Origin of the sequence: Micromonospora sp. DSM 45708 (assembly GCF_039566955.1) — a bacterium.
Lineage (GTDB): Bacteria > Actinomycetota > Actinomycetes > Mycobacteriales > Micromonosporaceae > Micromonospora.
The window spans coordinates 1,286,333-1,311,382 of the sequence record NZ_CP154796.1; the positions used below are offsets into that span (position 1 = coordinate 1,286,333).

Annotated in this window: 23 protein-coding genes; 14 read left to right on the plus strand and 9 right to left on the minus strand. The window is 74.0% G+C overall.

Annotated features, from left to right (window positions below; translation table 11 throughout):
• The 5 genes from VKK44_RS06210 to VKK44_RS06230 form a co-directional block, all read right to left on the minus strand.
• On the minus strand, positions 1-1,674 hold the full coding sequence (locus tag VKK44_RS06210; RefSeq protein ID WP_343447690.1) for a putative bifunctional diguanylate cyclase/phosphodiesterase: 1,674 nt from the start codon (positions 1,672-1,674) through the stop codon (positions 1-3).
• A 91-nt stretch (positions 1,675-1,765) separates the two neighbouring features.
• Complete coding sequence (locus VKK44_RS06215; RefSeq protein WP_343445881.1) at positions 1,766-2,578, minus strand: SAM-dependent methyltransferase; 813 nt, start codon at positions 2,576-2,578, stop codon at positions 1,766-1,768.
• 196 nt (positions 2,579-2,774) lie between these two features.
• Positions 2,775-3,443, minus strand: coding sequence for a response regulator transcription factor (locus VKK44_RS06220; RefSeq protein WP_007072219.1), 669 nt, complete (start codon positions 3,441-3,443; stop codon positions 2,775-2,777).
• Positions 3,444-3,450: 7 nt separating this feature from the next.
• Entirely contained in the window at positions 3,451-5,145 is a 1,695-nt protein-coding gene (locus VKK44_RS06225) for a sensor histidine kinase (protein WP_343445883.1), read from the minus strand.
• A gap of 14 nt (positions 5,146-5,159) precedes the next feature.
• Complete coding sequence (locus VKK44_RS06230) at positions 5,160-6,959, minus strand: AMP-dependent synthetase/ligase (RefSeq protein ID WP_343445884.1); 1,800 nt, start codon at positions 6,957-6,959, stop codon at positions 5,160-5,162.
• A gap of 98 nt (positions 6,960-7,057) precedes the next feature.
• On the opposite strand from VKK44_RS06230, the gene VKK44_RS06235 reads away from it, so the two are divergent.
• The 6 genes from VKK44_RS06235 (at position 7,058) to VKK44_RS06260 (ending at position 12,695) form a co-directional block, all read left to right on the plus strand.
• Positions 7,058-7,513, plus strand: coding sequence for an SRPBCC family protein (locus VKK44_RS06235; RefSeq protein ID WP_107159917.1), 456 nt, complete (start codon positions 7,058-7,060; stop codon positions 7,511-7,513).
• Between the two features lie 41 nt (positions 7,514-7,554).
• Positions 7,555-8,178, plus strand: a complete 624-nt coding sequence (locus tag VKK44_RS06240; protein ID WP_343445886.1) for a hypothetical protein — start codon at positions 7,555-7,557, stop codon at positions 8,176-8,178.
• A 73-nt stretch (positions 8,179-8,251) separates the two neighbouring features.
• On the plus strand, positions 8,252-9,199 hold the full coding sequence (locus VKK44_RS06245) for an ROK family glucokinase (RefSeq protein WP_343445887.1): 948 nt from the start codon (positions 8,252-8,254) through the stop codon (positions 9,197-9,199).
• A 1-nt stretch (position 9,200) separates the two neighbouring features.
• Positions 9,201-9,896: an endonuclease/exonuclease/phosphatase family protein gene (locus tag VKK44_RS06250; RefSeq protein WP_343445888.1), complete on the plus strand. Its 696-nt coding sequence runs from the start codon at positions 9,201-9,203 to the stop codon at positions 9,894-9,896.
• Positions 9,897-10,408: 512 nt separating this feature from the next.
• The gene (locus VKK44_RS06255) at positions 10,409-11,815 is read left to right on the plus strand and encodes a flavin-containing monooxygenase (RefSeq protein ID WP_343445889.1); all 1,407 of its coding nucleotides are present in this window, start codon (positions 10,409-10,411) and stop codon (positions 11,813-11,815) included.
• Positions 11,816-11,870: 55 nt separating this feature from the next.
• On the plus strand, positions 11,871-12,695 hold the full coding sequence (locus tag VKK44_RS06260) for an alpha/beta hydrolase (RefSeq protein WP_343445890.1): 825 nt from the start codon (positions 11,871-11,873) through the stop codon (positions 12,693-12,695).
• 15 nt (positions 12,696-12,710) lie between these two features.
• Here VKK44_RS06260 and VKK44_RS06265 read toward each other — a convergent pair whose 3' ends face one another.
• Both VKK44_RS06265 and VKK44_RS06270 read right to left on the minus strand, forming a co-directional pair.
• The gene (locus VKK44_RS06265) at positions 12,711-14,129 is read right to left on the minus strand and encodes an alpha,alpha-trehalose-phosphate synthase (UDP-forming) (RefSeq protein ID WP_343447691.1); all 1,419 of its coding nucleotides are present in this window, start codon (positions 14,127-14,129) and stop codon (positions 12,711-12,713) included.
• A gap of 170 nt (positions 14,130-14,299) precedes the next feature.
• On the minus strand, positions 14,300-15,142 hold the full coding sequence (locus VKK44_RS06270; protein WP_343445891.1) for a DUF308 domain-containing protein: 843 nt from the start codon (positions 15,140-15,142) through the stop codon (positions 14,300-14,302).
• A gap of 151 nt (positions 15,143-15,293) precedes the next feature.
• Between VKK44_RS06270 and VKK44_RS06275 the strand changes: the two genes are divergently transcribed.
• Complete coding sequence (locus VKK44_RS06275) at positions 15,294-15,986, plus strand: lysophospholipid acyltransferase family protein (protein ID WP_343445892.1); 693 nt, start codon at positions 15,294-15,296, stop codon at positions 15,984-15,986.
• Between the two features lie 3 nt (positions 15,987-15,989).
• On the opposite strand, the gene VKK44_RS06280 is transcribed toward VKK44_RS06275, so the two are convergent.
• Positions 15,990-19,457, minus strand: coding sequence for an ATP-binding protein (locus tag VKK44_RS06280; RefSeq protein WP_343447692.1), 3,468 nt, complete (start codon positions 19,455-19,457; stop codon positions 15,990-15,992).
• Positions 19,458-19,668: 211 nt separating this feature from the next.
• Between VKK44_RS06280 and VKK44_RS06285 the strand changes: the two genes are divergently transcribed.
• The gene (locus VKK44_RS06285; protein ID WP_343445894.1) at positions 19,669-19,839 is read left to right on the plus strand and encodes a hypothetical protein; all 171 of its coding nucleotides are present in this window, start codon (positions 19,669-19,671) and stop codon (positions 19,837-19,839) included.
• A gap of 104 nt (positions 19,840-19,943) precedes the next feature.
• Here VKK44_RS06285 and VKK44_RS06290 read toward each other — a convergent pair whose 3' ends face one another.
• Positions 19,944-20,636, minus strand: coding sequence for a Crp/Fnr family transcriptional regulator (locus VKK44_RS06290; RefSeq protein WP_091059444.1), 693 nt, complete (start codon positions 20,634-20,636; stop codon positions 19,944-19,946).
• A 248-nt stretch (positions 20,637-20,884) separates the two neighbouring features.
• Here VKK44_RS06290 and VKK44_RS06295 point away from each other — a divergent pair, with 248 nt between their 5' ends.
• The 6 genes from VKK44_RS06295 to VKK44_RS06320 all read left to right on the plus strand — a co-directional run bounded on the left by VKK44_RS06295 (position 20,885) and on the right by VKK44_RS06320 (position 25,027).
• Positions 20,885-21,382: a polyadenylate-specific 3'-exoribonuclease AS gene (locus VKK44_RS06295; protein ID WP_281936680.1), complete on the plus strand. Its 498-nt coding sequence runs from the start codon at positions 20,885-20,887 to the stop codon at positions 21,380-21,382.
• 140 nt (positions 21,383-21,522) lie between these two features.
• Positions 21,523-22,026, plus strand: coding sequence for a pyridoxamine 5'-phosphate oxidase family protein (locus VKK44_RS06300; protein WP_343445895.1), 504 nt, complete (start codon positions 21,523-21,525; stop codon positions 22,024-22,026).
• A gap of 179 nt (positions 22,027-22,205) precedes the next feature.
• Complete coding sequence (locus tag VKK44_RS06305) at positions 22,206-23,234, plus strand: 6-phosphofructokinase (RefSeq protein WP_343447693.1); 1,029 nt, start codon at positions 22,206-22,208, stop codon at positions 23,232-23,234.
• 132 nt (positions 23,235-23,366) lie between these two features.
• Positions 23,367-24,128 (plus strand): pyrroline-5-carboxylate reductase, encoded by a 762-nt coding sequence (gene proC, locus VKK44_RS06310; protein WP_343447694.1) that lies wholly within the window; start codon positions 23,367-23,369, stop codon positions 24,126-24,128.
• Between the two features lie 272 nt (positions 24,129-24,400).
• On the plus strand, positions 24,401-24,622 hold the full coding sequence (locus VKK44_RS06315; RefSeq protein WP_343445896.1) for a hypothetical protein: 222 nt from the start codon (positions 24,401-24,403) through the stop codon (positions 24,620-24,622).
• A gap of 54 nt (positions 24,623-24,676) precedes the next feature.
• Positions 24,677-25,027 (plus strand): DUF2203 domain-containing protein, encoded by a 351-nt coding sequence (locus tag VKK44_RS06320; protein ID WP_343445897.1) that lies wholly within the window; start codon positions 24,677-24,679, stop codon positions 25,025-25,027.
• The last annotated feature ends 23 nt before the right edge of the window (positions 25,028-25,050 follow it).

Here is a 25,050-nt window from a genome sequence, read left to right on the forward strand (position 1 = left end):
TTACGCCGCGGGCGCGCGGGTGAGGTGTTGCAGCGCCGAGCCGGGGCGGCCGAAGTGCCAGCCCTGCCCGGCGTCGCAGCCGATGGCGCGCAGCCGGTCCGCCTGGCCGGCAGTCTCCACCCCCTCGGCGGTGACCGTGAGGTCCAGGGCGTGCGCCAGCGAGACCAGCGAGGCGAGGATCCGCTCGTCGGTACGGCCACCCGGGTCGCCGGTCGGCGCGCGCAGCCCGGTCACGAACTCGCCGGCCATCTTCAGCTCGTTCACCGGCAGGTCCCGCAGGTACGCGAGGTTGCAGTAGCCGGTGCCGAAGTCGTCGATGGCGACCCGGACGCCGAGGTCGCCCAGCACCCGCAGGGCCCGGACCGGTTCGACAACGGTGCTCATCATGGTGCTCTCGGTGATCTCCAGTTGCAGCCGTTCCGGGGGCAGGCCGGTGCGGCCGAGCACGCCCCGCACCTCGGGCACCAGGTCGGCCCGGTGCAACTGGCGTACGGCCAGGTTGACGCTGACGAACGGCGCGTCGCCGTCCGCCGCCGACCAGGTGCCCGCCTCGCGGCACGCCTCGGCCAGCACCCAGCTGCCGAGCTGGACGATCAGGCCGGTCTCCTCGGCCAGCGGGATGAAGCTGTCCGGCCGGAGCACCCCCAGCTCCGGGTGGCGCCAGCGCACCAGCGCCTCCATGCCGAGCACCCGGCCGTCGCGCAGCGAGGTCAGCGGCTGGTAGTCGAGGTAGAACTCGCCCCGGTCCAGCGCGGCCGGGATCGCCGCGGAGAGCGCGTACCGGGCCAGCTCGCGGCGGTTGCGGTCGGCGTCGAAAAGCGACCAGCGGGCCCCGCCGGCGGCCTTGGCCCAGTGCAGCGTGCTGTCCGCCGCGCGCATCAGCTCCATCGGCGAGGTGCCGGCCACCGGCCGTTCCACGATGCCGATGCTGGCCGACACCGTCAGCTCGTGCCCGTCGACGAGCGCGGGCTCGCGTACCGCGTCCAGGGCCGCCTCGGCGACCTCGACCACGTCGTCGGTGCCGGCGGTGCGCTCCACCAGGATCACGAACTCGTCGCCGCCCAGGCGGGCCACGAGGTGCTCGCCGAGCGTCCGGCGCAGCCGCTGCGCCACCGCCACCAGCAGCGAGTCGCCGACCTGGTGGCCGAGGGAGTCGTTGACCACCTTGAACCGGTCCAGGTCGAGGAAGCAGACCCCGATCCGGTCCGCGCCCCGACCGGGCGCGACGATCGCGGCGGTCAGCCGCTCGGTGAACAGCGTGCGGTTCGGCAGGTCGGTCAGCGGGTCGTGGGTGGCCTGGTGCCGGAACCGGGCCTCGCTGTCCCGCAGCGCCCGTTCGGCCTGGGCGCGCGCCATCATGGCGGCCCGCCGGATGGACTCCTGCTCGTCCAGCGTGCGGTCGCGCAGCGCCCGGGCGTACCCGGTGGCGACGGTGGCGAGCAGCCGGGACATCCGGTCCTGGACGTCGTCGACGTCCAGGTCGAGGTCGCGGGCCAGCCGGAGCTGGATCACCTCGACGGTGCGGCCCAGCCCCTCGGCGGAGGCGATGTGCGACTGCACCAGCTCCGCGCCCACCTGCTGGCCGATCCGCAGGTCGAACGGGTCGGCGCGCATCGCCTGCGCGAGCCGCTCGGTGAGCCGTTGCAGCATCTCCTCCAGCTGCGCCTGGGTCATCGGCAGGTAGCTGGTCCCGGAGACCGCCTTGGCCCAGGCCCGGGCGAAGACGTCGGGGCGGCAGCGGCCGGCGGTGACGGTGGCCACGTCGTCAGCCACCGAGCCGCCCCACCCCGCCCATGAAGACCGCCCGTTCGGCGTCCTCCGCCTGGTCGGGGGCGTCCGGTCGCCACTGCGGCACCCACACCACGCCCGGGTCGACCAGCTCGAAGCCGGCGAAGAGCGCGGTCAGCTCGGACCGGCCGCGGATGAACAGCTGGCTGTCGGTGCGCCGGTAGACCCGTTCCGCCTCGGCCCGCTCGCCGGTGCCGTCCCGACCGTCGTCGCTGGCCTGGGAGAGCACCAGGTGGCTGCCGGGCGCCAGCGCCGCGCGCAGCGTCCGCAGGATCTCCTCCGGGCGGTCGGAGTCCGGGACGAAGTGCAGCACCGCCACGATCATCAACGCGACCGGCTCGGTGAAGTCGAGCAGCCGGTTGACGTCCGGATGGTTCAGGATCGCCGCCGGGTCGCGCAGGTCCTCCCGGACCACGGCGGCCCGTTCGTTGCCGGCCAGGATCTCCTGGCTGTGCGCGACGGCCACCGGGTCCACGTCGACGTAGACCACCCGGGACTCGGGGGCGATCCGCTGGGCGATCTCGTGCACGTTGCCCACGGTCGGGATGCCGGAGCCGATGTCCAGGAACTGCCGCACCCCGGTCTCGGCCAGGTAGTGCACCGCCCGGCGGAGGAAGGCGCGGTTGGCCTGGGCCATCAGCGGGGCCTCCGGCACCGCCTCCACCATCGCCCGGGCGGCGGCCCGGTCGGCCGCGAAGTTGTGCGAGCCGCCCAGGTAGTAGTCGTACATGCGGGCCACGCTCGGGCGCTCGATGTCGATCGTCTCGGGTGCCCAGTCCGGCCGCTGCATGTCCCTGCCCCTTGGGTGTCGGCGGCGCACGGCGTCACCGCCGCGCGGATCACCCGGGTATTCTGCCCGCCCGCCGTCGCGGTGCAAAGACCGCCGTCGCTCCGCGTCTGGTCGCTCACCGTACGCGGTCAGCCCGCGCCCGGAACGCCGGAGAGGCCGCGTCCGGTGTGCGGACGGGCCTCTCCCGGCGGTGCCGTCAGAACTTCGGCGCGTCGGGGGCCTCCAGCAGCCCCAGCCGCAGCGCCGTCATCAGTGCCTGGGCCCGGTTGGCCGCGCCCAGCTTCTCGTAGAGCTTGGAGATGTGGGTCTTGGCGGTCGACTCGCTGACGAAGAGCTGCTTGGCGATGCCGGCCACGCTCATGCCGTCGGCGAGCAGCCGCAGCACCTGCCCCTCGCGGGGGGAGAGCTGCGGGCCGGACGGGGCCAGCCGGCGCTTCATCGCCTCGGCCAGGTCGGCCGCGGTGAACGCGCTGGGGGAGGAGGCGGCGTGCCGGGCGGCGGCCACCACCTCGTCGGCCGGGGCGGTCTTCGGCACGAACGCGCTCGCGCCCGCCTCCAGCGCGCCGAAGAGCTGGTCGTCGCCGGCGTACATGGTCAGCACCACGATGCCCATCGAGGCGCTGGACTTGCGCAGCGCGCGGGTGGCCTCCAGGCCACTGCCGTCGGGAAGTCGCAGGTCCATGATCACCACGTCGGGCTGGAGCGCGCCGGCCTGGCGCACACCCTCCGCCGCCGTGGCGGCCTCACCCACGACCTCGAACTGCCGGTCCCGCTCGAAGGCGTGCCGCAGACCCTTGCGGATCAGGTCGTGATCGTCGACAAGGAGAACCTTGGTCCGGGTGGCCGGTGTCGGGCTAGTGGTCATCCTCGGGTTACTCCCCTTCTGCTGCTGCGGCGCTGCCGCGCACCTTATCGCGCCGGGGCGACGAGCCGAGTACCACCGCCACGGTTGTGCCGCGGGGTTGTCGCGGCCTGATCTCCAACCGGCCTCGGATACGTTCCGCCCTCTCCGCCATGATCGCAAGACCATAGTGCCCCTCGGGCCGCTGGTCACCGATGCCGTGACCGTCATCCGACACTTCGATCCGGGCGTACGGGGGATCCACCTCACAGGTGACCCAGAGGTTCGACGCGCCGGCGTGCTTGCGCGCGTTGGTCACCGCCTCCTGGGCGATGCGCAGCAACTCGGCCTCGGTGGCGGCCGGCAGCCGGGCGGTGGACTCGTCCAGCGACAGGTTCACCCGCAGCCCGCCGGAGGCGCCGACGGTGCGGGCGTACTCGGCGATCGCCGCCGCCAGGCCACCGTGCCGGTCCACCTCGCTGCGCAGCTCGAACAGGCTCAACCGCAGCTCCTGGATCACCCGGGTGACCTCCTGGCGCAGCGTCCGCAGCGAGTCGGCGGTCTCCTCGGCGTCGTCGTGCACGGTGGCCAGCGCGTTGTCGATGCCGTACCCGACCATCACCAGCTCCTGGGCGACCCCGTCGTGGATCTCCCGGGCCAGCCGCTGCCGCTCCTCGTTGGTGGCCAGCGAGCGCACCTCGTCGAAGAGCAGCGCCGCCTCCAGCCGCAGCGCCGCCGGGCCGGTCAGCGCCGTCACCCGGGACACCACGGGCGGCGGGTACGCGGCACCGGTGTCCGCCTCGATCACCACCAGGCCGACCGTGCGTACGCCGGCAACCAGCGGCACGATCAGCGCGGACACCTCGCCGGAGTGCCGGGACCGGGCCTGCGAGCGGGCCGAGACGGTCGGCTGCTGGCTGGCCCAGGCGTCGGCGATGGCCGAGTCCGCGTCGAGCGTGGTCTCCCAGTCGACCCGGTCCGCGCCGATCTGGGCGAGCACCACCAGCCGGCCGCCACCGCTGGCGGAGAGCACCGCGCCACGGTCCGTCTTCGCCACCACCCGCAGCTCCTCCAGCAGGTGCTCGGAGATGCCGCCCGGGTCCAGGGTGGCGCCGGGGAGCTGCCGGGCGACCGTCCGGAGCTGGGTCAGCAGCCGGGTGGCCTCGGCGTACGGCTGGGGTTTGCCCTCGCCGCGGACCCGCATCACCCGCTGGAGCGTGCCGGCGGTGTAGAGGCCGAGGCCGGCCAGGATCAGCCACTGCGCGCAGACCGCGAGGTAACCGACCTGGCCGAGCTGCGGCTCGCCGTCGACCTCGGTGAACGCGGCGCTGGCCAGCAGCGTCGCCGCGGCGACCGCGAGCAGCGCGGCGCCCTCGGAGAACCGGCGGCGCAGCGCGGTCACGGTGACCGGCACGGCCAGGTACGGCAGCACCGCCGACGCGCCCAGCCCGCCGGTGACGCCGGTGAGCTGGGTGTCGGCGGCGACCTGGCTGGCCGCCAGCCCGAGCACCACCACCTCGGCGAAGCGGCTGATCGGAGTGAGCAGCCGGTGCTGCGGGGCCAGGACGGCGGGCAGCCCGGCGACGCCGAGCAGGGCGATCCACCAGAGCTGGGTGGCGTCGCGGGTGGCGAACAGGGTCAGGGCGGCGACCAGCGCGAGAAGGACCGCGCGGGCCGCGACCGCGAGGAGCTGCGTCTGTGGCTGTCCGGATGTGGAGGCGGGCACCTGACGGATCGTAGTCAGCGCTGGTAGATCTCCGCGATCTCCGTGGCGTACGTCTTGTGGACGACCTGCCGCTTGACCTTCAGCGAGGGGGTCAGCTCGCCGGTCGCCTCGGTGAAGTCCCGGGGCAGGACCCGGAACACCTTGATCGCCTCGGCCTTGGAGACGGACTGGTTGGCCTGGTCGACCGCGGCCTGCACCTCGGCCCGCAGCGCCTCGTCGTCGCGCAGCTCGGCGGCGCTCGTGGTCTCCGGGCGCCCGTGCCCGGCCAGCCACTTCGGCAGCGCCTCCTCGTCGATGGTGACCAGCGCCGCGATGAACGGCTGCCGGTCGCCGACCACCACGCACTGGCTGATCAACGGATGCGCCCGTACCTGGTCCTCCAGCACCGCCGGGGCGACGTTCTTGCCGCCGGCGGTCACGATGATCTCCTTCTTGCGGCCGGTGATGCTGAGGTAGCCGTCGGCGTCGAGCTGGCCCAGGTCACCGGTGCGGAACCAGCCGTCGGTGGTGAGCGCCTCGGCGGTGGCCTCCTCGTTGTGCCAGTACCCCTGGAAGACGATGTCGCCGGAGATCAGGATCTCGCCGTCGTCGTCGATCCGGACGGTGACGCCGGGCAGCGGGCGGCCGACCGTGCCGATCCGGGTGCCGGTGGGCAGGTTCGCGGCGGCGGCCGGCGAGGTCTCGGTGAGGCCGTACCCCTCGCAGACGGTCACCCCGACGCCCCGGAAGAAGTGCCCGAGCCGGGCGCCGAGCGGCGCGCCGCCGGAGATCGCGTCGCGGCACCGGCCGCCCAGCGCCGCGCGCAGCTTGCCGTAGACCAGCCGGTCGAAGAGCGCGTGCTGGGCGCGTAGCGCCAGGCCCGGCCCGCCCGGCGTCTCCAGCGCCTCGCTCCAGGCGATGGCGACCTTTTCCGCCCGGTCGAAGATCTTGCCCTTGCCGTCGGCCTCCGCCTTCTGCCGCGCGCCGTTGTAGACCTTCTCGAAGACCCGGGGTACGGAGAGCACGAACGTCGGCTTGAACTCCTGGAGCGCGCCGACCAGGTCGCTGGTGTCCGCGCAGTGCGCCATGGTGGCCCGCGCCTGCACCACGCCGACCTGGATCAGCCGGGCGAACGCGTGTGCCAGCGGCAGGAAGAGCAGCGTGGAGGCGCCCTGGCGGAACAGGTTCGGCAGCACCGGCACCGCGTTGGCGATGTCGGCGTAGATGTTGCGGTGGGTCAGCACGCAGCCCTTCGGCCGGCCGGTGGTGCCGCTGGTGTAGATGATCGTGGCGAGGTCGTCGGCCTTGAGCATCGACCGGCGCACCTCGACCTCGGCCGGGTCCACCGAGGCGCCGGCGGTGATTAGCTCGTGCACCGCGTCGAGTTCGATCTGCCAGACCTCGCGCAGGTCGGGCAGCCGGTCCCGGACGCCGGCGACGAGCGTCGCGTGCGCGGTGCTCTCCACCACCACGGCCACCGCGCCGGAGTCGCCGAGGATCCAGGCGGCCTGCTCGGCGCTGGAGGTCTCGTAGATCGGCACGGTGACCGCGCCGGCCGCCCAGATCGCGTAGTCGAGCAGGGTCCACTCGTAGCGGGTGCGGCTCATCAGCCCGACCCGGTCGCCGGGGGACACGCCGGCCGCGATCAGGCCCCGCGCCACCGCGACCACCTCGTCGCGGAACTGCCGGCAGGTCACGTCGACCGGCCCCGTGTCGCCGGCCGGCCGGACGAACTGCACGGTGTCCGGGGCGACCTCGGCGTTTTCCCAGACCGCGTCGGTCAGGTTGGCCGCGTCGCCGACGGTGACGATCGGCGGAACGGAGAACTCGCGCACCTGCACTCCCTCGTGCTCGCACCGGCGCCGGGCCGGCCTGGTCGGCTCTGTCGAAACCTACCCGCCCGCCCGGGTGGGGAGCCGGGTAGCCTCCCCCCATGGCGGACTCCTCCACCCAGTCGATCATCGTCGGCGCGTCACCGGAGCAGGTGGCGGCCGTCATCTGTGACTTCCCCCGTTACCCGGAGTGGACCGAGTCGGTGCGCCGGGCCGAGGTGATCGAGGAGTACGAGGACGGCTACGCCAGTCAGGTCCGGTTCACGCTGGACGCGGGCGTGCTGGCCGACGAGTACGTGTTGGCCTACGAGTACGCCGAGGACATCTCCCGGATCGAGTGGCACCTGGTCGCGCCGTCGACGATGCAGCGGTCCCAACGCGGGTCGTACGACCTCGTCGGCAATCCGGACGGGACGACCACGGTGACCTACACGCTGGAGGTGGAACTGTCCGTGGCGATGCTCGGCATGTTCCGCCGCAAGGCCGAGAAAATGATCATGGATACGGCGTTGAAGCAGCTCAAGCGCCGGGTAGAAGCACCCGGTGCGGCCAACTGACCCGATCGTCGTCCCGGTCGTCACGCTGGAGGAGCCGAACCATGGGCACCACTGATCCGGGTTCGGCCCGGGAAGAGGCCGAGCGCCTCGTCGTCACGCTGCTGGCCACCGCGCGGATGGCCGCCGCCTCGTCCGGGGCCGGGGGCCACAGCCCGCTCGGTGGGATCCTCTCGGGTGTCCTCGGTCACATCCCGACCGGCACCGGCGCCGGTTTCGCCACCGGCTCGCCGGAATGCTGCGTCTGCCCGGTCTGCCGCGGGATCGCGGCGTTGCGGGACCCGAGTCCGGAATTCGCCGAGCGGCTCGCCACCGGTGCCGGTGACCTGGCGGCCGGTGTGGCCAGCCTGCTGCGGGCGTTCGCGCCGGCGGAACCGGCCGGACCGGCGACGCCGGCCGACCCGCCGGGACCGGCGACGCCGGCCGGCCCCGAGGGACCCAAGCCGGCCGGGTCGGGCGACCACGTGTGGCGCGAGGCGACCCGTACCGGGCATGATTCTCAGCCGGCACCCGAGCAGGACGTGTGGTCCGCCGCCACCCGGGGGGAGGGCGCGGCCGACCCGGGTGCCTCCGACGGCTCCGGGTCGCGGCGTGGCGGCCGTCCCTCGGTGCCCACCTCGCGCACGCCCGACGAGTCGGGCGCGGACGCACCAGGCGACGGGGCCTGACCACCGGACATCCCGGATCGCACGGCCGGTTCGGCCGACGCCCGGGGCAGCACAGCAGAGGGGAGTGGCAGCGGTGACGCTGACCATCGGAGTCGACGTCGGTGGCACGAAGGTGGCCGGCGGTGTCGTGGACGACACCGGCGCGGTACTCGTGCAGACGCGACGGGACACCCCCGCCGACGACGTGGCCAAGACCCGTGACGTCATCATCGAGGTGGTCACGGAGCTGACCGCCGGCCGGACCGTCGAGGCGGTCGGCATCGGCGCGGCCGGCTGGATCGACGCCTCCCGGTCCACCGTGCTCTTCGCACCCAACCTGGCGTGGCGGGACGAGCCGCTGCGTGAGTACGTCGGCAACGCCACCGGGCTGCCGGTGATCGTGGAGAACGACGGGAACGTGGCCGCCTGGGCGGAGTTCCGCTACGGCGCGGCCCGGGACGCCGACGACTCGATGGTCATGTTCACCATCGGCACCGGCGTCGGCGGCGGCATCGTGCTCGGCGGCGAGCTGGTCCGTGGCGCCAACGGCATCGCCGCCGAGCTGGGGCACATGCTCACCGTGCCGGACGGCCACCAGTGCGGCTGCGGCCGGCTCGGTTGCATCGAGCAGTACGCGAGCGGCAGCGCGCTGGTCCGCTTCGCCCGCGCCGCCGCCCGGCAGGAGCCGCACCGGGCCGGGGCGTTGCTGGAGCTGGCCGACGGCGAGGCGGAGGCGATCACCGGCCCGATGGTGACCGCCGCGGCCAAGGGCGGTGACCCGGTCTCCACCGAGGCGTTCGCCCAGGTCGGGCGCTGGCTCGGCACCAGCCTGGCGGACATGGCGCAGATCCTGGACCCGCAGGTGCTGGTGGTCGGCGGCGGCGTGATCGACGCCGGCGACCTGTTGCTCGGCCCGACCCGGCGGTCGTTCACCGACGCGCTGGCCCAGCGCAGCCGCCTGCCCGTCGCCGAGGTGCGCCCGGCCGAGCTGGGCAACACCGCCGGCGTGATCGGCGCCGCCGACCTGGCCCGGAGGGTCTGACGTGCCGGGTGCGCCGCTGCGGGTGCTGTCGTACAACGTCCACAGCCAGCGTGACGACACCGCCGCGCTGGCCGAGGTGGTCCGCGAGGCCGCCCCGGACGTGGTGATCGTCCAGGAGGGGCCGCGCCGGTTCCGGTGGCGGCAGAAGTGCGCCACGCTGGCCGACTCGTTCGGTCTGGTGGTCGCCGCCGGCGGTCTGCCGTCGCTGGGCAACCTGCTGCTGACCAGTCTGCGGGTGCGGGTCACCGACACCCGGTGCGCGCGCTACCCGCTCACGCCGGGCCGGCACCTGCGCGGGGCCGCCTACGCGCGGTGCCGGGTGGGCGGCGTCGAGTTACTGCTGGCCGGCTCGCACCTGTCCACCGACCCGGCGGAGCGGCCGGCCCAGGCGGCGGCGTTCAAGCGGGAGCTGGCCGCGTCCCCGCTGCCGGTGGTGGCCGGCGCCGACCTGAACGAGGGGCCGGACGGGCCGGCCTGGCGGACCGTGGCCGAGGGGCTGACCGACACCGCGGTCGCCGCCGACCGGGCGGACCGGCACACGTTCTCCTGCACCGACCCGCGCCGCCGGATCGACGCGCTCTTCGTCGACCCGCGGATCACCGTGGTCGACTACGACGTGGTCGACACGCCCCGGACCCGCCGGGCCAGCGACCACTTTCCGGTCCTGGTCGACCTGCTGCTGCCCGCCGCGGACTGACCGCACCCCGGCCACGGCGCGCGCCGGCGGGCGCGCGCGGAGGCCCGCGCCGGCGGGCGGCCGGCGGCGGGCGGCCGGCGGCGGGCGCGGAGGCCCGCCGGCGGCGGCGCGCGGAGCCGCCCGCGGCGGGTGCCGGACGCCACGACGGAACGTGACACGGCGGCGGCCGGAAGGCGTCGCCCGCCGGCGCCTTTGCTCTGCAGCCACCTGCGCAGCAGTAACCCGTTGTGATGGCGGCGGCGGCCCACGACCCGGTGGGCCGCACGACCTCGCCCAGCTCACGGCCGTGCTGCGCCCGTGGCTGCAGAGCAAAGGCGCGGAAGGGGTACGCCCACCCCCCGAGCTCGCCCTCACGCTGGGTGAGCCACCCGTGGTGACTGAGCGTCAGGCCGGTCGCGGGGTCGGACCGTGCCGGCACCCGGCGGCGCTCGGGGGTGGCTGGACAACGGCGGGCATTCTCGGCAGGATTTCGCACCGACCCGGCACGCGTGCCGCACAAAGGAGATTTCCCGGTGTCCTCCTCCACCGACCTCGGCCGCCCCGAACCGGACCCCACGGCCGTCCCGAGCCGGGACGACCGTCCGGTCTCCGACCGGGGCGACACGGTCTGCGTCATCGGCGCCGGCGCCAGCGGGCTGACCGCCGTGAAAAACCTCCGCGAGGCCGGCTTCGGCGTGGACTGCTACGAGCGGGAGACCGGCGTCGGCGGGGCGTGGAACTGGCGGCACGACCGCAGCCCGGTCTACGCCAGCACGCACCTCATCTCGTCCCGACCGTTCACCCAGTTCCCGGACTTTCCGATGCCGGACGACTGGCCGGACTACCCGCACCACAGCCAGCTGCTGTCCTACTTCGAGCGCTATGCCGACCACTTCGACCTGCGCCAGCACGTCTGGTTCGGCACCGAGGTGGTCCGGGTCGAGCCGGTCGAGGGGGACCGGTGGGACGTGACCACCCGCAGCACCGGCGGCTACGGCCCGGAGCGCACCTCCCGCTACGCCGCCGTGGTGCTGGCCAACGGCCACAACTGGTCGCCCAAGCTGCCCCGGTACGAGGGGCTGGCGGAGTTCCGCGGCGAGGTCATGCACGCCTCCTCCTACAAGGACCCGGCCCAGCTCCGCGGCAAGCGGGTGCTGGTGGTCGGCGCCGGCAACACCGGCTGCGACATCGCGGTCGAGGCGGCCCAGCAGGCGTCACACTGCTGGCACTCCACCCGGCGCGGCTACTGGTACGCCCCCAAGTACGTCCTCGGCCGCCCGGCCGACCAGGTCAACGACACGTTGCTGGCGCTGCGGGTGCCGCTGCGGGTACGCCAGTGGCTCTACCACTGGACGCTGCGGCTGACCGTCGGTGACCTGACCCGGTTCGGCCTGCCGAAGCCCGACCACCGGGTGTACGAGACGCACCCGATCGCCAACAGCCAGCTCGTCTACTACGTCGGGCACGGCGAGATCACCCCGGTGCCGGACGTGGCCCGCTTCCACGACCGCACCGTCGAGCTGAGCGACGGCCGGCGGATCGACCCGGAACTGGTCGTCTTCGCCACCGGCTACCTGCCACGCTTCGAGTTCCTGCACGGCCGGGTGCTCGGCGACGAGGACGGCTCCGGGAAGCCCCGGCTCTGGCTGAACGCGTTCACCGCCGGCCATCCCACGCTGGCCTTGGTCGGTCTGGTGCAGCCGGACTCCGGCATCTTCACCATCTCGCACTGGCAGAGCGTGCTCTTCGCCCGACTGCTCACGCTGCGCGTCACCCGGCCGGAGCGGGTCGCCGCGTTCGACGACCGGGTCCGCGCCGGCCTCGGCGAGCGGTACTCGGCGAAGGTCAAGGACAGCACCCGGCACTGGTTCGAGGTCGGGCACGCCGACTACCTGCGCGCGTTGCAGCGCGCCCTGCACGAGCTGGAGGGAGACGGGTGAGCGCGAGGAACGCAGCGCAGCGGAGTCCCGCAGTCGCGAGCGGAAGGCAGGCACAGTGACCAGCGAGCGGGTGCGGGTGGTCCGGGCCTGGGAGTGGGCCCGGCCGGAGCGGCCGGTGCGCCGCGAGGTGCTGGCCGCGCTGCCCGAGCAGGAGGAGGCCAAACCGCCGCTGCTGTTCGTGCCCGGCTTCGGCCACGGCGCGTGGGCGTTCGCCGAGCACTGGCTGGGCCACGCCGCCGGTCGCGGCTTCCCGGCGTACGCGCTGAGTCTGCGCGGGCACGGCGACAGCGAGCCGGCGCCGGAAGCGACGCTGCGCGCGTACACCCATGACGTGACGCAGGTGGCGGCGAGCCTGCCGCGGCAGGCGGTGCTGGTGGGGCACGGCGCCGGCGCCCGGGTCGTGGCGCACGCGATGGCCCGCTACCCGGCGCGGGCCGCGGTGCTGGTGGCGCCGGTGCTCGGTGGCTGGGCGACGTTCGGCGCGGCGCTGCGCCGCAACCCCGCCGGCACGCTCCCGGCGGTCTTCGGCGCCGGGCTGCGACTCAACCGGCGGCAGCTGTTCAGCCGGGAGCTGCCCGACGCCGACGCGCGCCGGCACGTGGCGCGGCTCGGCCGGGCCGGCCGCCGCGCGCAGTGGCAGCTGCTCACCGGCCGGGCGCCGGAGCCGGCGGTGGGCCGGCCGCCGGTGCTGGTGCTGGGCAGCCCGGACGACCGGGTGCTGCCGGCCGCGGCACTCACCCGGGCGGCCCGCCGGCACGCCTCGGCCCCGCTGCTCTTCCCCGGCATGGGCCACGACCTGATGCTCGACGCCCGCTGGCGGGAGCCGATCGACGCGATCCTGGACTGGCTGGACAAGGACCCGGCGGCCACCCCGGGCTGAGCGCCGGGCGCCGGGTCACCGGATGGTGCCCCGGCGGCCGACCAGCGACCCGCTCTCCTCCAACGCGCTCAGGTAGGACGCCGCCCAGGCGTGGATGTCGTTGTGCGCCAGGTGTTCCCGCATCGCGTGCATCCGGGTCGCGACGTCCTCCGGGCCGGCCCGCAGCGCGGCGAGCAGCCCCTGCTTGAGCCCCTCCAGGTCGTGCGGGTTGACCAGGTACGCCTGTTCCAGCTCGGCCGCCGCGCCGGCGAACTCGCTGAGCAGCAGCGCGCCGGTGCCGTCGACCCGGGCCGCCACGTACTCCTTCGCCACCAGGTTCATCCCGTCACGCAGCGGCGTCACCGCCATCACGTCGGCGACCCGGTAGAGCGCCACCAGCTCGGCCCGGTCGAAGGGCTGGGTGAGGTAGTGGATCGCCGGCTCGCCGACCCGGCCGAACTCGCCGTTGATCCGCCCCACCTGGTGCTCCACCCGGTCACGCAGGATCTGGTACTGCGCGACCCGGTCCCGGCTGGGCACCGCCACCTGCACCAGCACGGTGTCCCGCACCTTGACGTCGCCGCTGGCCAGCAGCTCCCGGTACGCCTTCAGGCGTTGTTCGATGCCCTTGGTGTAGTCCATCCGGTCGACGCTGAGGATCACCTGCTCGGGCCGGCCGAGATCCTGCCGGAGCCGATGGGCCCGCTCGGCCACCTCGGGCCGGGCGGCGAGCGCGGACATCTCGGCGGTGTCGATGGCGACCGGGAACGCGCCGATGCGCACCACCCGGTCGTCGACGCCGATCCGCCGGTCGCTGGCGGACAGGCCGAGCACCTTGGCGGCGAGCTGGGCGAAGTTGTGCGCCGCCTGGGCCCGCTGGAAGCCGATCAGGTCGGCGCCGAGCATCCCGCGCAGCAGTTCGGCCCGGCGGGGGAGCTGCATGAACAGCTCCGGCGGTGGGAACGGCACGTGCAGGAAGAAGCCGATCCGCAGGTCCGGGCGGAGCGCGCGGAGCAGGCCGGGCACCAGTTGGAGGTGGTAGTCCTGGACCCAGACCAGCCCGCCCGGCTCGGCCACCTCGGCGGCGGCCTCGGCGAACCGCTGGTTGACCCGCTGGTACGCCTCCCACCACCGGCGGTGGTACTCCGGCTGCTCGACCGCGTCGTGGTAGAGCGGCCAGAGGGTGGCGTTGGCGAAGCCCTCGTAGTGGTCGCGGAAGTCCTCGGCGTCCAGCGGGACGGTCCGCATCCGGACGCCGTCCACGTCGGGCAGGTCGGGCGCCGGGCCGGTGCCGCCGGCCCAGCCCACCCAGGTGGCGGGCGTGTGCCGGAGCAGGGGGTGCAGGGCGCTCACCAGGCCGCCGGGGCTGCGGCGCCACTCGAAGGCGCCGTCCGGCGCCACACTGTCGTCGATGGGGAGGCGGTTGGCCACCACCACGAGGGGGCTCTTACGCATCTCGGGCAATCCGCTCAGCAGGGTACCGGCCACCGGGGAATCGCAAACCGGACAGCCGGTGCGGGATGTGACGTTCAGCGGTATTCCTACTGACCGTAAGTTACACCCCTGTTACCGGACCGACCCGGGGCGGGCCCCGTCCCGCGATCCGGGCAGCCGTCGCCGTGGTCTCAGACGACCGCGCCGTCGTCCGGGTCGTGGTCGTCGCGGTCACCCGGGCGCAGCCGCCAGATCAGCATCACGAAGCCGGCCAGGATGCCGGTGAAGCCGAGCAGGGTCACCACCGACGGGTCGACGAGCGACATCACGGTGGGCGAGAGGAAGAACAGGAAGCCGAGCACGATGCAGAGCACACCCAGCACCGCGTACTTCGAGAAGCGCGGCAGCGGCGGCGGCGGGGGCGGGGTGTAGTGCTCCTCCTCCGCGTCGCCCGGCAGGTCGGCGCCGAACGTGTCCAGCCCGTCCAGCAGGGACGGCTCGTCGGGCCGGTTACGGCTCACCGAGATGCCGGAGAGGTCCGCGGCGTAGGGCAGCCGGCGCACGTCCGTGGCGGTCGGTCCGGCCGGCTCCTCGGCGCGGCCGGCGGCGGCGCCGCCCGGCGCGGCCGGGTCGTCGACGTCCTCGACGTCCTCGGCGGCCGGCCAGGGATGGCTGCCGGCGGCCGGCGCGGTGTGGAACCCCGCCACGATCTTGGCCCACTCGGCCTCGATGTCGGGCTCGTCGGCGCGGGGCGGCTCGGCCTGCTCGTCGGCGAGTTGGGTGAGGTAGTCCCGGGCGGTGGTGAGGTGGGACCGGTCGACGTAGAGCCGGTCGACCGGGCGGGCCGGCACCGTGGTGGTGCGGGTCACCGGGTTGAGGTCGGCGGAGGGCTGGAGGTAGGCGGCGATGCCGCCGGCGGCCAGCACGTCGAGCAGGTGCTCACCGACGCGCGGATCGACGTCGCCCGCGACCGCGTACTCGGCCGCGTCGAGCCCGTTGTCCCGCCGCCCTCGACGGGCCCCGCCCCCTGACACCGGCCACCCCCTTCGCCACGGCCTGACGTCGTGTCCTGAATCCTGACACGTCGGGGCCCGGTTCCGGGAGTGCGTTGTGGCGCGGCGTACGTGGTTCGTACCCTCGTCCCGGACGATCCCGCGCGTCGACACCCCACCCGGAAGGACCCCGGTGCTGTACTGGCTGCTGAAGTACATCATCCTCGGCCCGTTGCTGCGGCTGGTCTTCCGCCCGCAGGTCGAGGGGCTGGAGCACGTGCCGGCCACCGGCCCGGTGATCCTGGCCAGCAACCACCTCTCCTTCTCCGACTCGATCTTCACGCCGTTGATCGTCAAGCGAAAAGTCACCTTCATCGCGAAAGCGGAATACTTCACCGGCAAGGGCCTCAAGGGGTGGCTGACCAAGATGTTCTTCGTCGGCTCCGGCACCATCCCGGTCGACCGCTCCGGCGGCCAGGCCGCCCGGGCCGCGCTCGACACCCAGCTCCGGGTGCTGCGCGCCGGAGGCATCGCCGGCATCTACCCGGAGGGCACCCGGTCGCCGGACGGCCGGCTCTACCGGGGCAAGACCGGGGTGGCCCGGCTCGCGCTGGCCAGCGGCGCCCCGGTGGTCCCGATGGCCATGCTCAACTCCGACGCCATCCAACCGACCGGCCAGATCATCCCCAACCTGGGTCGGGTCCGGATAAGCTTCGGCCCGCCGCTGGACTTCTCCCGCTACGCCGGCCTGGCCGGCGACCGGTTCGTCGAACGGGCGGTCACCGACGAGATCATGTACGAGTTGATGGAGCTGTCCGGCCGCGAGTACGTCGACACGTACGCGCAGAAGGCGAAGCACCCGCCGCGACAGCCGGTCCCCGCCTGACGCTCAGCCGGCCCCGGCGATCCGGAGCAGGCCGGTGGCGGCGTGCCGGTCCGCGAACGCGCGTACCCGGGCCAGCGTCGCCGCCGCGGCGGGCGGATCCGCCTCGGCCAGCGGCCCCACCGCCAGCGCGGAGGCGATGATCTGGTCGGTGACGTCGGTCATCCCCGCGTAGTCCGCCGCCGCGCTGGTGAACAGCCGGCCCGCCCGGGCGGCGTCACCGTCGCACCGGGCCAGCGCCGCGTCGGCGGACCGCCCGGCCGCGCGCGCCCAGCGGGTGGCGCGCGGGGCGCGACCCAGCAGGTCGCGCACCAGTGCCGCCGCGTCGCCGCCGAGCAGGCCGGCGACGTGACCGACCGCCGGCACCCACTCGGCGAACGGGATCACCCGGGTCCGTCGCCAGTCCTCGTCCAGCTCGGCGAGCAGCGCCAGCGCCTCGTCCCGGCGGCCCTGCACCGCGCGGCAGAGCGCGGCGTGCGCCACGGTGGACCGCAACACCCGGTGGAAGCCGCTGCGCCGGGCCGCGACCAGCGCCTGGTCCACCAGGTCCGGAGCGGTGTCGCCGGCGTCCGGGTCGTCGCCGAGCGCCCGGATCCAGCCGGAGACCGCGACGATGTGCAGGTCCCACTCGTCGGTCGGCCGCCGCGTGGACCCCTCGGCCATCCGCAGCGCCGCGGTCCAGTCCCCCCGGTAGTACGAGCGGGCCCACTGGTCGCTGAAGCTGACCGTCAGGCCGTGCTCGTCGGCGAGGTCCAGCGAGCGCTGCTCGTCGACCAGGCGGGCCGAGCCGGCCAGGTCCCCCTCCTCCTGCAACGCCCAGGCCAGGTTGTGCACCGCCCGGCGGCGGCTGGTGAGCCGCTCCACCCGGCACTCCTCGGTGACCTCGGCCAGCTCGGCGTACGCCTCCTCGGCGCCGGCCTGGTAGCGGACGACCGCCAGCGTGATCCGGGCGTTGGCCCGCGCCTCGCGCAGCTCCAGCCGTTCGGCCAGCTCGGCGGCGCTGCGCGCGGCGGCGCAGGCCGGCTCCGTCTCCGCGTCGAGCATGTGCGCGCGGGCCAGCTCCAGCAGCGCGCCGACCTTGTCCTCGCTGTCCGGCAGCTCGGCGTGCAGCCGGATCGCCCGGTCCAGGCAGCGCCGCATCTCCGACCGGTCGGCCCGGGCCCAGGCCGCCGTGGACAGCAGCCGCCAGGCCTTCGCCGCGCCGGGCAGGTCGCCGGCGTCGGCCAGCCGCCCGGCCAGGCCGGTGAGGAGTTCCGCGCCGCCGCCCACCAGGAAGCCGTCACGGTCGGTGTAGAACGCCAGCTCGGCCTGGAACAGCTCCAGCGCCGGGTCCGGCCCGCACTCGACGTTGAGCGCGCGCCCGACAAGCGTGGCCGCGGTCTCCAGCGCGTGCAGCTCGTACGCCCGGCGGGCGGCCCGGTGCAGCGCGGACCGGGTGGCGGCGGCGTACGGCGCCCGGTCGAGCCCCACCGTCCGGGCGATCTCGTGCGCCGCCCACCGGTGGTTGGCCAGCACCTCGGCCAGGTCGTGCTGCCGGCCGTCGGCGAGCTGCTCCAGCCAGTCGGCGGCGCGCTGGTGCCGGACGACCCGCTCCGCCCGGGGCAGCCGCTGGTAGCAGACGTCCCGGACCAGCACGTGCCGGAACCGGTACTCCGACTGGCCGGGCATGGTCGAGATCGGCAGCTCGAAGACCAGGTCGCGGCGCTGGAGGCGGTGCAGCGCCCGCTCCACCCACTCCGCCGGCCGGCCCAGGGCCAGCGCCACCGGCGCCGCCCAGAACTGCACGCCGACCACCGAGGCGGCCTGGAGCACCGCGCGGTCCGCCGGGTCGAGCAGGTCCAGCCGGTTGGCGATGACCGCCTGGACGGTACGCGGCATCCCGGCGCCCGCGGCCGGATCGAGCCGCCCAGGGCCGGCCGAGCGCTCGACCAGCCCGCCGTCGAGCAGCATCCGGGCGTACTCCTGGGCGTAGAGCGGGTTGCCGTCGGCGAACTCGATCAACGGCGCGCGGGCCTCGCTGGGCAGCGTGGCCTGGCCGAGCAGCAGCGAGTAGAGCGTGTCGATGTCCCCGTCGTGCATCGGCGGCACCGAGATGGACATCGCGCCGCTGATCGTCCCGGTCCAGGCCGGGTGCCGTTCGCGCAGCTCCGGCCGGGCCGTCGCGACGACCAGCAGCGGCACGTTGCGGGCCGCCGCGCCGAGCTGCTCGACGAAGGAGAGCATCGCCTCGTCCGCCCAGTGCATGTCCTCGAAGACGAGCACGGTGGGGCCGGCCGCGGCCAGCGCGAGCAGGAAGCGTCGCCACGCCGCCTCGGTCTCGGCCGAGGTGAGCCGTTCGCCGGGGACGCCGACCAGCGGGCCGAGCGCCTCGGCGAGCCGGACCGCGTGCGGGTCGGTGAGCCGGCCCAACCGCTCGCGCAGGCGTTCGCGGGTGCCGGCCGGGTCGTCGGCGCCGGTCAGGCCGGCCCAGCTCCGGACGATGTCGGCCAGCGCGGCGTAGGTGACGTTCTCGCCGAACGGCGGGCACTGGCCGGTCAGCCAGGTGACCCGCGCGCCGGGCAGGTTAGCCGCGTGCCGGGCCAGCTCGCGCAGCAGCCGGCTCTTGCCCACCCCGGCCGGGCCGAAGACGGTCAGCAGTTGGGAGGTGCGTTCGGTGACGGTGCGGTGCAGCGCGCTGACCAGCAGCCCCCGCTCGTGGTCCCGGTCGACCATCGGGGTCAGCTCGGCGCCCTGCCCGTCGCGCCGGGGCCGGGCCCGCACCGCCAGCCAGATCCGGCTGACCGCCGACCGGCCGCGCAACGTCACCGGGGGCTGGTCGGCGTACTCCATCTCGCGCCGGGTGGCGGACCAGGTGCTCTCGTCGACCACCACGCCGCCGGTCGGGGCCAGCGCCTGCAACCGGCTCGCGGTGTTGACCACGTCGCCGGTGACGAAGGCCTGCCCGCCGTCGCGCGCCGCAGCCAGGTCGACGAGCGCCTCGCCGGTGGCGATGCCGACCCGGAAGCCGAGTGGCGGGTGCGGGCCGGCCGGCTGCCGGGCCAGGCTCCGTTGCAGCTCCAGACCGGCGCGTACGCAGCGCAGCGCGTCGTTGTCGGTCGCCACCGGCGCGCCGAACAGCGCCATCACCGCGTCGCCGATGTACTTCTCCACCACGCCGCCGTACTGGTGCACCAGCCGGCGCACCGTGGCGAAGTAGACCTGTTGCAGGCCGCGGGCCTGTTCCGGGTCGGCCTGCTCGGCGTACGTGGTGTAATCGACGATGTCGATGAAGAGCACGCTGACCTGCCGGCGGTCCTCCTGCACCGCGACCGCGTGGTCGCGCAGCGGCTGGCCGCAGCTCGTGCAGAAGTTGGTGCCGACGTCGTTGGCGTGACCGCAGCCCGGACAGGCCGCCGCGAGCGGCCGGCCGCACCCGCCGCAGAAGCGGTCGTCCGGCCCGGCGGTCCGGGCGCAGTGTCCACAGGTGAGGTCGATGTCCGGCTCCGTACGCGTGAGGTCCCCATTGTCCCGCGTGGTCGGCCAGTCGGGTACCCGACGGGTCGGCGGGACGTCGCGGCTGATCGGCCGGGTCTAGTCTCCCCTAGCAGGAAGTCCCGTCGACAGGGAGAGTGCCGTGCACGTCCGGCTTTCCGCCTCATGGACCGATCCACGGGGGACGGTGTGGGCCTCGGGCGACACGGTCGACGTGGACGCCGTCACACTCGCCGAACTGGAGGAAAAAGGCATGGTGGAGCAGCCCACGGGCACCGGATCGACCGAGACCACGACGACCACCACGACCACGCCGAAGAAGACCGAGCCGTCGAAGATCGGGCCCGGCCCGAGCGCGCCGCCGGCGGACACCAAGGACAGCTGACGCGGCACGACGGTGCCATCCGGTGGGGTCCGGCGGGGTGACCGCCGGGCCCCGCCGTCGTCGGGCGGGCTTCGTCCGTCGCCCGGCTCCCGGCCCCGGCCGGGCTAGCGGTCGCTCATGCCGGCGCGGCGGCGCAGCGCGGCCACGTCGGTGACCACGATGCGACGCCCCTCGGTGCGCAGCCAGCCGCGGCTGGCGAACGAGCCGATGGCCTGGTTGACGCTCTGCCGCGAGCCGCCGGCCATCTCGGCGAGCTGGCTCTGGTTCAGCTCGATCGTGATCATCGGGGCCTGGCTCTCGCCGGCCAGCCGGACCAGCGTCTTGGCCACCCGGCCGGGCAGGTCGAGGAAGACGTGGTCGGCGTTCTGCTCGGTGAGCCGGCGGATGAGCTGGCCGAGCGAGCGCATCACCGCGTCCAGGATGCGCGGGTTGGAGTGCACCAGCTCCATGAAGGCGGGCCGGGACAGCGCCAGCGCGGCGCAGTCCTCGATCGCCTCCGCCGACGCCGACCGGGTCGAGGCGTCCAGCAGGGAGACCTCGCCCAGCACGTCCGGGGGTCGGATCACCGACAGCACGGCCCGCTCGCCGGTGGGCGCGGTGCGGAACACCGCCACCGCGCCGCGGCGCAGCACGATCAGCGACTCGCCCGGGTCGTTCTCGACGAAGAGGAGCTGGCCCTTGCGGTAAGTGCGCGGCACAGCCGCGGCGATGACCCGCTGCCGCACCTCCGGCTCCAGCCCGGCGAACATCTCCACGCCCGTGAGCGCGTCACCCGGCTCCGGCAGGCGAGACTCCACGGCTCAACCCCTCCCCGGTCAGAAGTCACCAGCTCGCACACCGGGTGAAGCGGTCAGTCCCGGTACGAGGCAGTTCAACCGGTTCGGCGCCCGACGGCGGTACACATCAGATCATGACGCCCCGGTAGCGTGCTGTACACCCCCGGAGACACTTCCGTGACCATGGCCGGTCGGCTGGCCGGTCCGTGCCGACCTCGGCGGACGCCCCGGCGACGGCCCGGCGGAGCCGATGGGCGAGGATGGGACCGATGGTCTACCGCTACTTCTACGACTGCGAATTCATCGAGGACGGCCGCACCGTCGACCTGGTGTCGATCGGCGTCGTCGACGAGTACGGCCGCGAGTTCTACGCGGTCTCCACCGAGTTCGACGACTCCCGGGCGGTGCCCTGGGTGCGGCGCAACGTGCTGGACAAGCTCCCCTCGCCGGCCGACCGGGCCTGGCGTTCCCGGGAGCGGATCCGGGACGACCTGCACGAGTTCCTGCTGGCCCCGGTGCGGGACCGTCCGGGCGAGCAGTTGGAGCTGTGGGCCTGGTACGCCGCGTACGACCACGTGGTGCTGGCCCAGCTCTGGGGCGCCATGCCGGCGCTGCCCCGGGAGATCCCCCGGTTCACCAAGGAGCTGCGGCAACTCTGGGACGACCGGGGCCGGCCGCGGCTGCCGGAGGCCGAGGCCGGCCGGCACGACGCGCTCGTCGACGCCCGGCACAACCTGGCCCGCTGGCGGGCGATGACCACGCGCTGAGCGCGTGCCCAGTCGGCACGGCGTGAGCGAACGCACCGAGCGCAGCGAGGGCCGTGAGGGCATGCCCGGTCGGCACGGCAGGTTTGACCCGTTCTGCCCTGGGCACCGGTGGCGGCATCACGCCGATCCGAGGAGGGTCCATGAGCAACGAGCCGAGCAGCGCCGCCGACGCCCGGCGCAAGGTCACCGAGCTGATCCGGGACGCCCGGATCTGCCTGCTCACCACCAGCGCCGTCGACGGGCGGCTGGTCAGTCGGCCGATGGGCCTCCAGGAGGCCGACTTCGACGGCGACCTGTGGTTCTTCGCGTACGCGGACTCCGCCAAGATCCGGCAGATCCGGGTGAACCCGCAGGTCAACGTCGGTTTCTCCGATCAGCGCCACAACGCCTGGGTGTCGGTGGCCGGCACCGCCACCGAGGAGTGGGACGCCGACCGCGCCAAGGAGCTGTGGAACCCGCTGCTCAAGGCGTGGTTCCCGGAGGGTCTCCAGACCCCGGGGATCACCCTGATCAAGGTGCACGCCGGTTCGGCGGAGTACTGGGACTCGCCCGGCAGCACGGTGGTCAACCTGCTCGGCTTCGCCAAGGCGGCGGTGACCGGGAAGCCGCCGGAGGTGGGGGAGAACCACGAGGTCGGCTACTGACCGGTAGCCGGTCCGGCGGGCGGGACGGGCCGGGGCGCGGTGCCGGCGTACGCGTACGCCGACTACAGTGCGCAGTGACGGCCCGCCCCGGGCCGGCAATGGCGCCGATGGTCTGATCCGACACATATCCTGGGGCTTAATCCGGGCTTGACCTGATGCTTCAGGAGGATGAGCAGATCATGCGTATCGGCGTGCTCACCGGCGGCGGCGACTGCCCTGGTCTCAACGCGGTGATTCGGGCGGTGGTCCGCAAGGGCGTCGCCACCTACGGTCACGAGTTCGTGGGCTTCCGGGACGGCTGGAAGGGCCCGCTCGAGGGGCTGACCAAGCCGCTGGGCATCGCGGAGGTGCGCGGCATCCTGCCGCGCGGCGGCACCATCCTCGGCTCGTCCCGCACCAACCCGTTCAAGATTGACAACGGTGTGGAGCGGATCAAGGAGAACCTGGCCGCGCAGGGCGTGGACGCGCTGATCGCGATCGGCGGCGAGGACACCCTCGGCGTCGCCACCAAGCTCCACGAGTTGGGCGTCAACGTGGTCGGCGTGCCGAAGACGATCGACAACGACCTGGGCGCCACCGACTACACGTTCGGCTTCGACACGGCGGTCAACATCGCCATGGAGGCGATCGACCGGCTGCACACCACCGCGGAGAGCCACCACCGCACGCTCGTCGTCGAGGTGATGGGCCGGCACGCCGGCTGGATCGCCCTGCACGCCGGCCTCGCCGGTGGCGCCAACGTGATCCTGCTGCCGGAGCGGCAGTTCGACGTCGAGCAGGTCGCCGGCTACGTCGAGAAGCGCTTCCAGCACCAGTACGCCCCGATCGTCGTGGTCGCCGAGGGCGCCCAGCCGCTGGACGGCCAGATGGTGCTGCACAACCAGGAGCTCGACTCCTTCGGCCACGTCCGCCTCGGCGGCATCGGCCAGTGGCTCGCCGAGCAGTTGGAGGCGAAGACCGGCAAGGAGGCCCGCACCGTGGTGCTCGGCCACATCCAGCGCGGCGGCACCCCGACCGCGTTCGACCGGGTGCTCGCCACCCGGCTCGGCCTCCAGGCCATCGACGCGGTGCACGAGGGCGACTGGGGCAAGATGGTCGCGATGCAGAGCACGGACATCGTCCGCGTCCCGCTGGCCGAGGCCACCCGCGAGCTGAAGACCGTGCCGCTGGAGCGCTACGAAGAGGCCGAGGTCTTCTTCGGTAGCTGATCGTGCGAGGAGGGGTCCCCGCTTGACGCCCTGCGCGTGGGTGGGGGCCCCGCTTGACAGTCGTCGAACGAGGAGGCGCGGGTGGGCGGGCACACGGTCGCGGTGATCGGCGCGGGCAAGATCGGCGAGCTGATGCTCTCCGGGCTGCTGCGCTCCGGCTGGCCGGTGGACCGGCTGCTCGCCACCGCGCGCCGGCCGGCCCGCGCCCAGGAGCTGACCGAACGCTACGGCGTACGCGTGGTGGACAACGTCACCGCGGTGGGCGAGGCCGAGGTGCTGGCCGTCTCGGTCAAGCCGCAGGACGCCGCCGCGCTGCTCGACGAGATCGGCCCGAAGGTCCCCGCCGGCAAGCTGGTCATCTCGCTCTGCGCCGGCCTGCCGACCGCGTTCTTCAACCGGCGGCTGCCCGAGGGCACCCCGGTGATCCGGGTGATGACGAACACGCCGGCGCTGGTCGACCAGGCGATGAGCGCCATCTCGCCCGGCGCGCACGCCACCGCCGCGCACCTGGCGCTGGCCGAGGAGATGTTCTCCCCGCTCGGCGCCACCCTCCGGGTGCCCGAGTCGCAGCAGGACGCGGTGACCGCGCTCTCCGGCTCCGGTCCCGCCTACTTCTACCTGCTCGTCGAGGCCATGATCGACGCCGGCATCCTGCTCGGGCTGCCGCGTCAGGTGGCGCACGAGCTGATCGTGCAGACCGCGATCGGCTCGGCGGTGATGCTGCGCGACTCCGGCGAGCACCCGGTGAAGCTGCGCGAGGCGGTCACCTCGCCGGCCGGCACCACCATCTCCGCGATCCGGGAGCTGGAGAACCACGGCGTACGCGCGGCCATGCTGGCGGCGCTGGAGGCGGCCCGCGACCGCGCCCGTGAACTCGCCGCCCAGGTCGACTGACGCTCAGCGCGAGGGCGGGGCCGGTGCCGGCCACTCGTCGCGGCGCCGGACGAGGACCAGCACGGCCAGGGCCGGCAGCCCCGCGAACGGCAGCCACCGGGGCTGGTGCTGGGCGATCGTGCCGATCGCGCCCCCGGCGCTGTGGCTGGTGATGGCGAGCAGCCCCAGCAGCGTTCCCCGCCGGGCCCGCCCCGGAGTCGGCGGCGCCGACGAGCCAGCGGACGGCGTGCTCGCCGGTCTTCGCCGTGGTGCCCGACTGGTAGGTGGTCGGCGTGGCGATGCCCGCGGTGCGGGTCAGCAGGGGCGTCAGGCTGCCCATCGCGGTCGCGCCGGAGGCGCGCCTGCTGCCCCGCGGCTACTGGCAGGAACAGCCGCTGGCGGAGCGGCTACACGTGAGCGTGCCGGTCGACGGCGACGCGGTCACCACCGTGCTGGACGGACTCGCCCGTCGGTCGGACACGTTCGTGCAGGACGCGGAGCGGCCGGCTTCCTGAGGACGGTGGATGTCACGTGGACGGAGGTGCCCGGTCGTGCCGCATACTGGCCCGGTGTTCACTCTCGCCCAGGCGCGACACCTGGTGGCCACCCTGCGGCCCCGCGTCGACGAGCTGATCAAACTTCGGGCCGACCTCGCCGAGCTGCGGGTCGACCTGGCCGACCACGGCGCCAGCGCGCTCGGCGGGCTCGCCGAGGTGAAGGCCATCGAGGCCCGGCTGCACGCCGTGGTGGACGAGTTCCACCAGCACGGCATCGAGGTCAAGGGCATCGCGCCGGTGCTGCTCGACTTCCCCGGCGAGCGGGACGGCCGGGCGGTGCTCTGGTGCTGGCTGGAGGGGGACACCGACGTCCGCTGGTACCACCGGGTCGAGTGCGGCTTCGCCGGCCGCCGTCCGGTCTGAGCGGCCCGCCGACGCGGCATCGG

Coding starts and splice junctions, on each gene's coding strand:
- VKK44_RS06215 (WP_343445881.1), bottom strand. CDS start 2,578: ATGCAGCGGCCGGACTGGGCACCCGAGACGATCGACATCGAGCGCCCG.
- proC (WP_343447694.1), top strand. CDS start 23,367: ATGCTCTCCGGGCTGCTGCGCTCCGGCTGGCCGGTGGACCGGCTGCTC.
- VKK44_RS06235 (WP_107159917.1), top strand. CDS start 7,058: ATGGCGGACTCCTCCACCCAGTCGATCATCGTCGGCGCGTCACCGGAG.
- VKK44_RS06220 (WP_007072219.1), bottom strand. CDS start 3,443: ATGACCACTAGCCCGACACCGGCCACCCGGACCAAGGTTCTCCTTGTC.
- VKK44_RS06305 (WP_343447693.1), top strand. CDS start 22,206: ATGCGTATCGGCGTGCTCACCGGCGGCGGCGACTGCCCTGGTCTCAAC.
- VKK44_RS06240 (WP_343445886.1), top strand. CDS start 7,555: ATGGGCACCACTGATCCGGGTTCGGCCCGGGAAGAGGCCGAGCGCCTC.
- VKK44_RS06300 (WP_343445895.1), top strand. CDS start 21,523: ATGAGCAACGAGCCGAGCAGCGCCGCCGACGCCCGGCGCAAGGTCACC.
- VKK44_RS06265 (WP_343447691.1), bottom strand. CDS start 14,129: ATGCGTAAGAGCCCCCTCGTGGTGGTGGCCAACCGCCTCCCCATCGAC.
- VKK44_RS06295 (WP_281936680.1), top strand. CDS start 20,885: ATGGTCTACCGCTACTTCTACGACTGCGAATTCATCGAGGACGGCCGC.
- VKK44_RS06210 (WP_343447690.1), bottom strand. CDS start 1,674: ATGACCCAGGCGCAGCTGGAGGAGATGCTGCAACGGCTCACCGAGCGG.